Origin of the sequence: Streptomyces sp. NBC_00704, assembly GCF_036226605.1 — a bacterium.
Lineage (GTDB): Bacteria > Actinomycetota > Actinomycetes > Streptomycetales > Streptomycetaceae > Streptomyces.
In genome coordinates this window covers 1,831,436-1,844,322 of sequence record NZ_CP109000.1, presented here as the reverse complement: position 1 = coordinate 1,844,322, position 12,887 = coordinate 1,831,436, and the positions used below count along the sequence as shown (strand labels likewise).

The window sequence follows — 12,887 nt, the reverse complement described above, 5'->3', positions numbered from 1 at the left end:
AGGAGACCCGCACAGTGCGTACCCAGTCATGTCATGCTCGCGTCATAGGAACCCTGGTGGGATGCACCGCGCTGGTGCTGTCCGTCACCGCGGCGGCCTCCGCCCAGACGCAGTCCCACCGCTCCCCGTCCCGCGACCTCGGCCGGCAGGTCCTGCCCGCGAACGACGGCTGGGCCGCCCAGGGGACCGGCACCACGGGCGGGTCGGCCGCCGACGCCGCCCACGTCTACACCGTCACCACCTGGGCCGAGTTCAAGGCCGCCCTCGCCGCCGGGGGCTCCGCGCCCAAGATCGTGAAGGTGAAGGGCGTCATCGACGCCGTCGCCGAGGGATGCGACGCCTTCGCCGCCCCCGGCTACGACTTCGACGCCTACCTCGCGAAGTACTCGCCCGAGGTCTGGGGCCTGGACACCGACCTGAGCGCCGAGCCCGACGACAGCCCGGAGGGGCTGCGACGCGCCTCCGCCGCCGCCCAGGACCAGGCCATCAAGGCGAACGTCCCCGCCAACACCACCATCGTCGGCGTCGGCCGCAACGCCGGCTTCAAGGGCGTCAGCCTCCAGATCAAGGCCGTCGACAACGTGATCGTGCGCAACCTGTCCTTCGAGTCCCCCATCGACTGCTTCCCGCAGTGGGACCCGACCGACGGCGACAAGGGCAACTGGAACTCCGAGTACGACACCGCCGTCGTCTACGGCTCCACCCATGTGTGGCTGGACCACAACACGTTCTCCGACGGCTCGCACCCGGACAGCGCCGCGCCCTCCTACTTCGGCATGCTCTACCAGCAGCACGACGGCGAACTGGACATCGTGCGCGGCGCCGACCTCGTCACCGCCTCCTGGAACGTCTTCGGCGAGCACGACAAGACCATCCTCATCGGCAACAGCGACAGCGAGTCGACCGCCGCGGGCGACCGCGGCCACCTGAGGACGACCTTCCACCACAACCTGTTCTCCGGACTCGTCGAGCGCGCCCCCCGCGTCCGCTTCGGGCAGGTCGACTCCTACAACAACCACTTCGTCGCCGCCGGCGACTACTCCTACAGCTTCGGCATCGGCAAGGAGTCCCAGCTCGTCGCCGAGCACAACGCGTTCACGCTCCCGAAGGGCGTCAGCGCGGCCAAGGTGCTCAAGCGGTGGAACGTCTCGCCGCTGACCGCCGCCGACAACTACGTCAACGGCGTCAGGACCGACCTGATCGCCGTGCACAACGCCGAGATCCCGGCCGAGGCCCTCCCGTCCGGCGCCGGGTGGACGCCCACCCTGCGCACCGCGGTCGACCCGGCGAGGGCGGTGCCCCGGATCGTCGACTGCGGCGCGGGCGCCGGCCGCCTCGGCTGACCGCGTGACGGCCGGGGCGGCGCCCGCCGCCCCGGCCGCTCCCCACCCGCGCCCCGCCGCGCACCGACCGCCCGGCGACTCTCCCGCACCCTTCCCGCACTCTCCCCGCACCTTTCCCGCAGCAGCGCACCGCCGTACCGCGAAGGAGCACCCGCATGCCCTCGCCCCACCCCCGACTCCCCCTGTCCAGAAGGGGATTCCTCGCCGCCGGCGCCGGCACGGCCGCCGCGCTCGGCCTCGCCGCGTCCCCCGCGCGCGCCGCCGGCGGCTCGCGCCCGTTCGGCCGTCACGGCTCCCCGGCCGCCCGGCGCACCCCCCGCACCCTGTACGTCGACCCGCGCGGCCGGGGCGACCACACCTCGGTCGCGGACGCCGTCGCGGCCGCCGCCGGCAGCGGCTGGACCCTCGTCCTCGCGCCCGGCGTCTACCGGGAGAGGGTCGTCCTCGACGCCGCCCGCACGGACGCCACCTGGATCGGCGCCTCCGAGGACCCGCGCGACGTCGTGATCGTCCACGACACCGCGGCCGGCACCCCCAAGCCCGGCGGCGGCACCTACGGCACCACCGGATCGGCCACCACGACCCTCCAGGCCGCCGGCTTCACCGCCCGCTGGATCACCTTCGCCAACGACTGGCTGCGCGCCGACCACCCCGGCGTCACCGGCACCCAGGCCGTCGCCGTCAAGGTCCAGGGCGACCGCTCCGCCTTCCACCACTGCCGCTTCCTCGGCCACCAGGACACCCTGTACGCCGACTCCCTCGCCCTGACCGCGTTCGCCCGCCAGTACTACGCGGACTGCTACGCCGAGGGAGACGTCGACTTCGTCTTCGGCCGGGCCACGGCCGTCTACGAGCGCTGCCGCTTCCGCACCCTGAACCGCACCGACCTGACGGCCGCCCCCTACGGCTACGTCTTCGCCCCCTCGACGGCCGGCGCCAACCCGCTCGGGTACCTCGTCGTCCGCGGCCGGATCGACAGCGAGGCGCCGGACGCGTCCTACAAGCTGGCCCGGCCCTGGGTGCCCAGCTCCGACACCACCGCCCGCCCGGGTCTCGTCGTGCGCGACACCCGCCTGGACGCCGGCATCGACGCGGTCGCGCCCTACGCGAACATGTCGGACTCCTTCCCCTGGCAGAGCCAGCGGTTCGCCGAGTACCGCAACAGCGGGCCCGGAGCGCGGATCACCGTCCCCGGGAACCGCCCCCAACTCCGCCCGGAGCAGGCCCGGTCGGCCACCCGCGCGGCCTACCTCGGCGACTGGGAGCCCTGGCGGGGGGAGTGCTGAGACGCCGCGCCGACGCACCCCTCTCGCGGGCCCGGCGGGCCCCTGACCGGCCGTCCGGGCGCTGCGGGGACCTGCCCGCGGCCGGCGTTCCCAGCGCCGGGCCGGCGTCCGTCGGAGCGGCCGTGGACCGGGCCCGGCGGGGCGCTTGACCCGTTTTTTGCCCGGCGGGTCTCGCGCTCACCCGTGTGACGCGCGTAGAAAGCCTGTCATGCATAAGCCACTTCGCATCGCGGCCGCGGCCGCGGCCTGCGCCGTCGCCGGCGCCGCCCTGTACGGCGCCGGTGCGGCCACGGCCCACCAGTCCACGGCCGACTCCACGCACGAGCCCTACAACATCGGGCTCCTGGTGAAGGACATCGACACCTACTACGGCACCGCGGCGGACGCCGACGGCGTGTACCAGGCGTCGCCGGCGAGCCCGTACGCCAAGGACCTCGCGAGCATCGACAAGGCCGCGCGGAAGTACATCGACCAGGCCGCCCGCAAGGCGGTCCGGGGGCACCACCGGCCCGCGGTCGTCTTCGACATCGACGACACGCTGCTGCTCAGCCTCGACTACGAGAAGAGGTACAACTACACCTACAACTCCGCCAGTTGGGCGGCCTACGTGAACAAGGCCGACCGCCCGGCCGTCTTCGGCAGCCCCGAGCTGGTGCGGTACGCGGAGAAGAAGGGCGTCGAGGTCTTCTACAACTCGGGCCTCAACGAGGCGCAGCGCGCCGCCGCCGTCGAGAACCTGAAGAAGGTCGGCGCCGACGTCAACCTGGACGCCGGCCACATGTTCCTCAAGAACGCGGCCGCGCCGCCGTCCTACCTGAGCGCCTGCGCCACCCCGGGCACCTGGACCTGCACCACCGTCCAGTACAAGGCCGGCACCCGCAAGCACATCGAGGACGACCTCGGGTACGACATCATCGCCAACTTCGGCGACCAGTACTCCGACCTCGACGGCGGCCACGCCGACCGCGGGTACAAGCTGCCGAACCCGACGTACTTCGTCGGCTGAGGCGGTGTGCGGGGGGCCGTCCGGTCCCCCGCACGGCTCGCTCAGTCGCGGTCTTCGTGGCGGGCGAAGTCGCCGCCCACGGAGGTCTGCCCGCCGTCCCCCCGGCCCGCGACCACGTAGGCGTCCTTCCTCGCGTCCCGGCCGCCGCGGGCGTGGTCGTACTGCCCGGCGAACACCCACTCGCCCTCGGGAACCGTCCGGCCGTCCTTGAGCACCCAGGTGTAGACGAGGAACCCGTCCCGCTCGGCCGCCGTGAACGTGAAGTCGTCCTCCGGCAGCGAACGCCAGGCGCCCGCCGGGGAGACGCCGCCGGTCTGCGCCACCTTCAGCTGCACCGTCAGGCGCGTGAGCCGCTCGGACGTCTTCAGCGTGACGTTGCTCTGCGCCCAGAAGTCGTTGCTGTGCGGGTCGACCGAGCCGTCCGACCACAGCGGGCCGTCGCTCTCGTCGTCGGTCGCCGGCAGCAGCGTGGCCGCGGGGGCGGAGGGCGTCGCCGGGGCGCTCCTCGACGGCGTGGCGCCCGGCCCGGCCGGGTGGTGCGTGCCGCCCCCGGCGCTCGGCGTGGCGCTCGGCGAGGCGGGCGGACGGCTCGTGGCGTCGGGGGAGCCCGACGGCGGCGGGGAGACGGCCACCGTCTCCCGCGCCGGGGGCTCGCTCCGCACGGCGGACGCCACCGCGTACCCGCCGGCCGCGAGCATGCCCGCGACGGCGGCGGTGGCGCCCACGATCCGGGTCCAGCTCCACAGGGGCGGCCGGGTCGCCCGGTGGTCCGACCGCTGCCTCTCCCCGGATCCCGCCATGCCGCGCTCGACCCGGGCCAGGATGCGCGCCCGGTCGGGCTCGTGCGCCTCGACCGCTCCGTGCAACCGGGCGCGCAGCTCGTCGTGCACGTCCCGCTGCATCGTCATCGGTCCCTTCCCGAGGCCGAGGCCTCACCGGTGCGCACCATGGCGGGCACCTTGAGCGCTCTTCCCTTGCCGCCGAGCAGCTTCTGCAGCTCGGCCATCCCCTTGGAGGTCTGGCTCTTCACCGTACCGACCGAGACCCCGAGGGCGAGCGCCGTGTCCTTCTCCGAGAGGTCGAAGGCGTGCCGCAGCACCACACAGGCCCGTTTGCGGAACGGGAGTCCACGCAGCGCCGACTGCACGTCCACGACGCCGGCGACGTCCGGGTTCTCCGTCCTCTCCTCCCGTTGCGACCAGAACAGCGCGACCCTGCGCCGCTCGCGCACCGCGCTGCGGATGCGGGTGCGGGCGAGGTTGGCGACGACGCCGCGGGCGTAGGCCACCGGATGGTCGGCCGCCCGCACCCGGTCCCAGCGGTGCCACAGCGCGAGGAGCGCGTCCGCCGCCAGGTCGTCGGCCGCGTCGGCCTCCCCGGTCAGGAGGTGGGCCAGGCGCGACAGTTCGGCGTAGTGGCGGTCGAAGAAGGCGTGGAACTCCACCGAGGCGGCGTCGTCGACGACTGTGCCCACGGGTGACCTCTTCTCGGTGTGCCTGTGCGCGTCATGTGAATGACATGGGGATGCCCCGAGGAGGTGGACGGGGCGAGACCGGGAAGCGTAGCAGTGCTCCACGGGCCGCTCTGGTACGGGGGTTCGAACGTCATGTGGCTGATCGAACGCCTTCGGACCCCGATTCCGTGACACGGCGGGAACCCGGAACCGGTTCAACGGGGGAGCGCGCTACTTCCTCAGCGCCGCCCGCATCATGGCCTTCGCGACGGGCGCGGCCAGCCCGTTGCCGCTGACCTCGGAGCGCGCGGCGTCCGACTGCTCGACCACGACCGCCACGGCGACCTGCTCGCCCGAGGAGTCGGACGTGCCGTACGAGGTGAACCAGGCGTAGGGGGCCTTGCTGTTGTTCTCGCCGTTCTGAGCCGTGCCCGTCTTGCCGCCGACGGTGACGCCGTCGATGAGCGCGTTCGTGCCCGTGCCCTTCTCGACGACCGTCCGCATCGCCGACCGCAGTTGCTCCGCGGTGGCGGAGCTGACGATCCGCGTGCGCGACGCGTCGTCGTCGTAGTCCTTCAGCACGTTCCCGCCGCCGTCGGTGACCTGCGCGACCATGTGCGGCGAGACCAGCTCGCCGTCGTCGGCGATCGCGGCCGACACCATGGCCATCTGGAGCGGGGTCGCCGTCACGTCGAACTGCCCGATGCCGGTCAGCGCCGTGGACGACTCGTCCATGCCGGACGGGTACACGCTCGCGTACGCCCGCACCGGGACGTCCAGGCTGTCGTCGTCGAAACCGAACCGGTCGGCCATCGCCTTCAGCTTGTCCTGGCCGAGCTGGACCGCCATGTGCGCGAAGACGTTGTTGCAGGAGTACTGCAACGCGACCCGGATCGTGGCGTCCGTGCAGGGCGCGGAGGCGTTCTCGTTCTTCAGGGGCGTCCGTGTGCCCGGCAGCGTGTACGGGTCCTCGCTGTCGGTCTTCACGTCGACCGACGTGTACAGGCCGTCCTCCAGCGCGGCCGCGGCCACCACCAGCTTGAACGTGGAGCCCGGGGCCAGCGGCTGCCGCAGGGCCCGGTTGACGAGAGGCTTGTCGGGGTCCGACGTCAGCTTCTTCCAGGCCGGCCCGGCGGTGCCCGCGTCGGTCAGCGACGAGGGGTCGTACGACGGCGTCGACACGACGGCGAGGATCTGCCCCGTCTTCGGGTCGATGGCCACGGCCGCGCCCTTCTTGCCGCCGAGGGCGTCGTACCCCGCCTTCTGCACCCGGGGGTCGATGGTCGTGATCACGTCACCCGGATCGGCGCGCTGGTTCGTGACCGTGTCCAGCACCGTCTTCAGCCGGGTGTCCGTGCCGTTGAGGACGTCGGCGTAGATCCCCTCCAGCTGGGTCGGCGCATAGGCCTGCGAGGCGTACCCGGTGACCGCCGCGTACAGCCCGCCGTCCGTGTACGTGCGCTTGTACCTGAGGTCGCCGCCCGAGGTGGCCGCCGAGCCGGTGACCGCCTTTCCGGCCACCACGATGTTCCCGAGCGGCTCCGCGTACGTCTCGATCGCGTTGCGCCGGTTGCCCTTGTCGTCCGCGAGCGCCCGGCCTTCGTAGAACTGCACCCAGGTCGCCCGGAGCAGCAGGGCGAACACCAGCAGCAGCGCGAAGACCGACGCGCGCCTGATCGTCTTGTTCATTGCGATCAGAAGACGAACGGAACGGAGCAGATCGTTCCCGTCCGGCCGGGGTTCTCATCGACTCCTCATCCGGGGCGGGCTCAGCTCTCCAGCCGCAGCACGATCTCCTCGGTGTCCCGGCCGCGCGCGTTCGCGAAGCCGACGGCCCGGGCGGTGGGCCGGAATCCGCACTTCTCCAGGACGCGCAGCGAACCGGCGTTGTCGGCCGCCGCCCGCGCGAACAGCGGGCGCTCCGGGACCTCGGCGAGCAGGGCCGACAGGGCCTGGGTGGCGATGCCCCGGCCCCAGTACGCCCGGTCCACCCAGTAGGTCACCTCGCGTTCGCCGGGCGGCCCGTAGACCGCCGCGCTGCCGACGACGTCACCGTCGGCGAGGATCGTGCGCGGCACGTCGGACGAGGCGCGCACGCGCCGCCAGTGGGCGTCGAAGGCGTCCCGGTCGGCCGGGTCCTTCGGGGTGAAGGCGGCCATCACGAGGGACTCGGGGTCGTTCATCTGCCGGAAGAACACCGGCAGATCGCTGTCGTGGACCCGGCGCAGGGCGATCGGCATGCCCCGAGCCTACGTCCCCCTGTCCGGGCCCCGGTCTCACAGCCGCCGGGTGGCCAGCGTGAGGCGGTCGCGCGCGTCGAACAGCGCGTCCTTGACCATCTGCTCGTGGGCGGGCGTGAGCCGCGCCACCGGCACCGAGCAGCTGATCGCGTCCCTGGCCGGCGTGCGGTACGGGATGGCCACGCCGAAGCAGCGCAGCCCCAGCGTGTTCTCCTCGCGGTCCACCGAGAAGCCCTGCTCGCGGATCTGGTGCAGCTCCTCGATGAGCTTCTCGCGGTCCGTGATGGTGTGCTCGGTGAGCGCGGGCAGCGACTCCGGCAGCATCTTGCGGACCTGCTCGTCGGAGTAGGTGCTCAGCAGCGCCTTGCCGAGCGAGGTGGAGTGCGCGGGCAGCCGGCGGCCGACCCGGGTGAAGGGGCGCAGATAGTGCTGCGACTGGCGGGTGGCGAGGTAGACGACGTTGGTCCCGTCGAGCCGGGCCAGGTGGATGGTCTCGGTGGTGTCGTCCGAGAGCCGGTCCAGGGTCGGGCGGGCGGCCGCGACCACCTCGTCGCCGTCGATGTAGGAGGTGCCGACGAGCAGCGCGCGCACTCCGATGCCGTAGCGCGTGCCCGTCGCGTCCGTCTCCACCCAGCCCAGATCCACCAGGGTGCGCAGCAGCATGTAGAGGCTCGACTTGGGGTACCCGACGGCCTCCTGGACCGACGCGAGGGAGTGCATTCCGGGGCGGCCGGCGAAGTATTCCAGCAGCTCAACCGTCCGCACCGCGGACTTGACCTGCGCTCCGCCCCCCGTCTCGACAGCCGACATCGCCCTTGACCCCTTCGTTCGACGGGAAATACGCTCCGACAGCATATTCATCATCAGAGACAGCGTTCAGTATATCGAACGGCCCTGATGGGTGAGCCAGTACCAAACGTGGAGGGACCCGCGGTGGCAGCAGCACCAGTCTGGAGTGTCGACCCCCGAACCGGGAAGCAGCGTGAACAGGTTGCGGTGGAGGCCACGGCCCAGGAGGTCGACGCCGTCGTCCGTGCCGCCCGTGAAGCGCGCGGCTCCCTCGCGGACCGTACCGTCCGCGCCGCCTTCCTGCGCTCCGCCGCCGACCGGCTCCAGGCGGCCAGGGACACCCTCGTCGAGGTGGCCGACGCGGAGACCGCGCTCGGCCCGGTCCGCCTGACCGGCGAACTGGCCCGCACCTGCTTCCAGCTGCGCGCGTTCGCGGACATCGTCGACGAGGGCGCCTTCCTCGACATCGTCGTCGACCACCCCGACGACACCGCCACCCCGCCCATCCCCGACCTGCGCCGCTACAAGGTGCCGCTCGGCGTGGTCGCCGTCTACTCCGCGTCGAACTTCCCCTTCGCCTTCTCCGTCGCGGGCGGCGACACCGCGAGCGCGCTCGCGGCCGGCAACCCGGTGGTCGTCAAGTCCCACCCCGACCACCCGGGCCTGTCCGAGCTGGTCGCCAAGGTGGTGCGCAACGCCGCCGCCGAGCACGGCATCCCCGCGGACGTGCTGGGCCTGGTCCACGGCTTCGAGGCCGGCGTCGAGCTGATCCGGCACCCGCTGGTCGCCGCGGCCGGGTTCACCGGCTCGATCCGCGGCGGACGCGCCCTGTTCGACGCGGCGGCGGCCCGGCCCGTGCCGATCCCCTTCCACGGTGAGCTGGGCTCGCTGAACCCCGTCGTGGTGACCGAGGCGGCCGCCGCCGAGCGCGCCGGGGCCATCGGCGCCGGCCTCGCCGGGTCGATGACGATGGGCGTCGGCCAGTTCTGCGTCAAGCCCGGCCTGGTGCTGGTGCCCTCCGGCGCGGCCGGCGACGGACTGGTCAAGTCGCTGACGGACGCGGTGAGCGACACCGACGCGGGCGTGCTGCTCGACCACCGGATGCGGGACAACTTCATCGCCGGGGTCGCCGAGCGCGCGGAACTGGCGGACGTGGACTCGCCGGTGACGCCCGGCGCGGGCGGGGAGCACACCGTCAGCGCGGGCTTCCTGACCGTGCCCGCCGCCCGGCTCGCCGCCGAGGGCGAGCACGACCTCCTCCTGGAGGAGTGCTTCGGACCGGTCACCGTCGTGGCCCGCTACGAGGACGAGAGCGAGGTCAGGGCCGTACTGTCGCGGCTGCCGGGCAACCTCACGGCGACCGTCCAGCTCTCCGAGGACGAGGCCGCGGGCGAGGGACGCGGCGGGGAGATCCTCGCCGAGCTGACGCCGCTCGCCGGGCGCGTCCTCGTGAACGGCTGGCCCACGGGCGTCGCCGTCGCACCGGCTCAGCACCACGGCGGGCCCTACCCGGCCACGACGTCGACCTCCACCTCGGTGGGCGGCACGGCGATCGAGCGCTGGCTGCGCCCCGTCGCCTACCAGAACACCCCCGCCGCGCTGCTGCCCGTGGAGCTGCGCGACGAGAACGAGCTGGGACTTCCCCGGAGGTTCAACGGCCGTCTGGAGCGGTGACGCCCGCCTGCTCTCCCCGCGCCGGCGGCCGCGCCCCGATAATCGGGTCATGGACGTCTCGCTTCCCGAACTGCCCTTCCCGCTGCGCACCTACGGACCCGACGGGCACTGGTCCCACGAGGACGGGGTGCTCACCGGGTGGGCCGGGGCCCGGCAGGACCGGTTCGTGCCGCCCACCGGCGACGGGGTGGAGCCCGCCGCCGACGCTCCCCGGCTGCTGGGCGCGCCGGAGGGCGACTTCCAGCTGATCGCCCGGGTCACCGTGGGGTTCGACCGGGCCTTCGACGCGGGCGCGTTGTACGTCCAGGTCGGCGAACGGGCCTGGGCCAAGCTGTGCCTGGAGTACTCCCCGGATGTGGCCACCGTCTGCACGGTGGTCACCCGGGGGCACTCCGACGACGCCAACTCCTTCACCGTGCAGGGCAGTTCCGTCTGGCTCCGGGTGAGCCGGACCGGCCGCGCCTTCGCCTTCCACGCCTCCCGGGACGGCAGGCGGTGGACCTTCGTCCGGCTGTTCACGCTGGGCGGGGAGAAGGAGACCGGCGCGGCCCTGGTCGGCTTCATGACGCAGTCGCCCACCGGCGACGGGTGCGTCGTGACCTTCGACCACCTGGAGTTCCGGCCCGACTGGCCGGACGACCTCAGGGACGGCGGCTGAGCCGCGGCCCGCGCGGGGCCGGGCTCACACGCGGTCGGCCGCGATCAGGACGTACTGGAACGAGCCGTCCCGGTACGACTCGATGAACGCCTCCTCGATGCCGGTGACCAGCGAGGACGTGGCCCGCAGCTCCCAGTAGGGCAGGGTGTCCGCGGTGAGGTCGACGATCGTGTGCGGCACCAGCCGGTTGTCGGCCATGGCCCGCAGATACTCACGCCGGGAGTGGATGTTGCACTCGAAGTGGGCGTTGATCCGGGAGACCCACTTCGACGGCTGCCCGTAGCGGGGGTTCCAGCAGCCGGTGATCGTGACGTACCGCCCGCCCACCTTCAGGAAGCGGGAGTGCTCGGCGAACAGGTCGTGCAGATCGACGTACATGGTCGACTCGTTGTTCCACGACGCCGTGACGCTGCCCTTGTCGAAGGGCGTGTCGAGCATGTTGCACACACGCGAGCGGACGTGGTCGTCGATGCGCAGCTCGCCCGCGCGCCGGTTGCCGAAGTCGGCCTGGGTCGCCGACAGGGTGACCCCCTCGACCCGGCAGCCGAAGCGGCGGTGGGCCATCACCATGGACCCGCCGCGCCCGCACCCGGCGTCGACGAGCGTGTCGCCCGGACCGACGGGCCCGAGGTGGTCCATGAGGAACTCCGCCTGGGCCGACTCCAGCCGGTGCAGCTCGGCGACGAGCTTCTTCTCGTACTCGCTGTGCGCCGGGTCGCCGAGCGCGGCGTGGTCCACGGCCCCGATGCCGTAGTGGTGGTGGTAGAGCCCGTCCACGTCACCGAGGCGCAGGTTGACCGGCCGTGCCTCGTTGTTCCAGTAGCGGGCGATGGCCTCCTGGTACGCGGTCGCCGGGGCCGGGATGCGCGCGGTGGGGGTGGAGGTCGTTTCAGTGGTCACAGAGAGGTCCGTTCCTTACCAGAAGTCGGGCAGGCTGTAGCGGTAGGTGTTGGTGCGGTGCCAGTCGTGGTTGCCGTCGACCCACGCGGCCACGCCCCTGAGGAAGCGCAGCACCGGGGGCAGGGGGCAGGCCGCCGCGAGGTCGGCCGCGGCGGCCTCGAACGCGTGCTGTAGCTCGTTGTGGATCTCGACGGCCCGCAGATAGGCGTCGCGCTCCGGGAGCCGCTCGCGTTCCGCGAGCACCACGGGCAGGTTGAGGTGGTGGCCCGGGCTGTCGAGCTCCTTGGTGTACGAGTAGAGGTCGTTGACGACGGTGGTCGCGTTGCCGGCGAGGGCGATGACCCGCTGCATGCCCGGCCGGGCGTGCAGATCCGCGGGCAGTTCGTAGCCGCCGACGGTGTCCGTGATCGTGGGACAGGGACGGAAGTTGTTGAACTGGCGCATGGCCAGGTACTCCCACACCTCCGGCACGTGACCGGTCTGCGCCCAGGCGGCCTCGGCGAGGTAGCCCAGGTGCAGCCGGGCCATGTCGTGCCGGTAGCGGTCCGCCTGGGAGGCGCTGGCCGCCTCCGTGAAGTGGTCCATCGCGCTGCGGTAGGCCCGGCGCGGGGCGTCCGACCCGAGGGACTCCTGCCACGCCGACGCGTACGGCGCGGTGGTGTGGAGGTGGTCGAGCGCGGTGTGCGCCAGCAGCAGCCGTCCGCCGAGGCCGACGGGTGACCCGCCGTGGTCCTCGCAGTAGCAGTCGTCCACCGCGTTCTCCGCGACCATGAGCCGCGTGGCGAGCATCAGGTGGTCGACCGTCGGGGCGTCGGGATGGCAGCCGACCATGTAGCGGCCGACGGAGAAGCCGTCGAACTGTCCCTCCCACTCCTCGGGATAGAGCCGGACCTCGTCCTCGGCCCAGCGCTTGATGCGCCGGCTGACCTCCTCGACGCGCGCCGGGTCCGGTTCCGGGACGCGATGGTGGTAGAGGCCAGGCACGGCCCGCCTCTCGGCGGACGGGGCGGCCGCGGGGGACACCGGGTCCGGGAGCCGGGACCGGTGCCGGCCGGCCAGGTCGAGCGAGGCCGTGCCGAGTCCGGTGGGCCCGCGCAGGATCTCCCGGAGCGCGGGCCGGCCCGCCGGGGCCGCGTCCGGCGCGTCACGCACCACGGGCGCGGGCTCCGCCGGCGCCGCCGGCTGCGGCGTCGGGCCCGGCAGGGCGACCGGCGGGTGCAGTGCCGCGAGGAAGCCGGCGGCGGCCGGCGCGTCCACGGGGACGGCGGCCGCCGGCGCGGGGGCGTCCGGCACGGGTGTCGGCGGCGTCGGCCCCCGCTCTGCGGGGGGTGGTCCGAGGGGCCCGGGCACGGGCATCGGCGGCTCCTTGCTGCGCTGGGACGGGTGCACCGTCGTGCACCCGTCGTGCGGGGGAGGGGCGTGTCGGGCGTGGATCCGCGGCGGACCGGCGGTCGGCCTCGGACCCGCGGCGGACGCCGCCGTCGCAGTGGACGGGACCGTCGGCACGGCCCCGGCGGCCGACCGGGAGGCGGGCCGGG

12 protein-coding genes are annotated in these 12,887 nt (G+C 73.1%); 5 read left to right on the top strand and 7 right to left on the bottom strand.

Features of this window, described 5'->3' with window-relative positions; all coding sequences use genetic code 11:
- The first annotated feature begins 14 nt into the window (after positions 1–14).
- The 3 genes from OG802_RS08180 (at position 15) to OG802_RS08170 (ending at position 3,635) form a co-directional block, all read left to right on the top strand.
- Complete coding sequence (locus OG802_RS08180; RefSeq protein WP_443055200.1) at positions 15–1,343, top strand: pectate lyase family protein; 1,329 nt, start codon at positions 15–17, stop codon at positions 1,341–1,343.
- Positions 1,344–1,498: 155 nt separating this feature from the next.
- Positions 1,499–2,629 (top strand): pectinesterase family protein, encoded by a 1,131-nt coding sequence (locus tag OG802_RS08175; protein WP_329408592.1) that lies wholly within the window; start codon positions 1,499–1,501, stop codon positions 2,627–2,629.
- Positions 2,630–2,837: 208 nt separating this feature from the next.
- Entirely contained in the window at positions 2,838–3,635 is a 798-nt protein-coding gene (locus tag OG802_RS08170; protein ID WP_329408590.1) for an HAD family acid phosphatase, read from the top strand.
- A gap of 41 nt (positions 3,636–3,676) precedes the next feature.
- On the opposite strand, the gene OG802_RS08165 is transcribed toward OG802_RS08170, so the two are convergent.
- The 5 genes from OG802_RS08165 to OG802_RS08145 form a co-directional block, all read right to left on the bottom strand.
- Positions 3,677–4,543 (bottom strand): hypothetical protein, encoded by an 867-nt coding sequence (locus OG802_RS08165; RefSeq protein ID WP_329408588.1) that lies wholly within the window; start codon positions 4,541–4,543, stop codon positions 3,677–3,679.
- Complete coding sequence (locus OG802_RS08160; protein WP_329408587.1) at positions 4,540–5,109, bottom strand: SigE family RNA polymerase sigma factor; 570 nt, start codon at positions 5,107–5,109, stop codon at positions 4,540–4,542. The genes OG802_RS08165 and OG802_RS08160 overlap by 4 nt, the downstream gene beginning before the upstream one ends.
- A gap of 210 nt (positions 5,110–5,319) precedes the next feature.
- Positions 5,320–6,777 (bottom strand): penicillin-binding transpeptidase domain-containing protein, encoded by a 1,458-nt coding sequence (locus tag OG802_RS08155; RefSeq protein ID WP_329408586.1) that lies wholly within the window; start codon positions 6,775–6,777, stop codon positions 5,320–5,322.
- Positions 6,778–6,857: 80 nt separating this feature from the next.
- Entirely contained in the window at positions 6,858–7,328 is a 471-nt protein-coding gene (locus OG802_RS08150) for a GNAT family N-acetyltransferase (RefSeq protein WP_329408584.1), read from the bottom strand.
- Positions 7,329–7,364: 36 nt separating this feature from the next.
- Positions 7,365–8,138, bottom strand: coding sequence for an IclR family transcriptional regulator (locus OG802_RS08145; protein WP_329408582.1), 774 nt, complete (start codon positions 8,136–8,138; stop codon positions 7,365–7,367).
- A 123-nt stretch (positions 8,139–8,261) separates the two neighbouring features.
- On the opposite strand from OG802_RS08145, the gene OG802_RS08140 reads away from it, so the two are divergent.
- Positions 8,262–9,791, top strand: coding sequence for an aldehyde dehydrogenase (NADP(+)) (locus tag OG802_RS08140; RefSeq protein WP_329408580.1), 1,530 nt, complete (start codon positions 8,262–8,264; stop codon positions 9,789–9,791).
- A gap of 49 nt (positions 9,792–9,840) precedes the next feature.
- Positions 9,841–10,449, top strand: a complete 609-nt coding sequence (locus OG802_RS08135) for a DUF1349 domain-containing protein (protein ID WP_329408579.1) — start codon at positions 9,841–9,843, stop codon at positions 10,447–10,449.
- A gap of 24 nt (positions 10,450–10,473) precedes the next feature.
- On the opposite strand, the gene OG802_RS08130 is transcribed toward OG802_RS08135, so the two are convergent.
- Both OG802_RS08130 and OG802_RS08125 read right to left on the bottom strand, forming a co-directional pair.
- The gene (locus OG802_RS08130) at positions 10,474–11,349 is read right to left on the bottom strand and encodes a geranyl diphosphate 2-C-methyltransferase (protein ID WP_329408577.1); all 876 of its coding nucleotides are present in this window, start codon (positions 11,347–11,349) and stop codon (positions 10,474–10,476) included.
- Positions 11,350–11,364: 15 nt separating this feature from the next.
- Complete coding sequence (locus OG802_RS08125; protein WP_329408576.1) at positions 11,365–12,705, bottom strand: family 2 encapsulin nanocompartment cargo protein terpene cyclase; 1,341 nt, start codon at positions 12,703–12,705, stop codon at positions 11,365–11,367.
- Between the last annotated feature and the right edge of the window lie 182 nt (positions 12,706–12,887).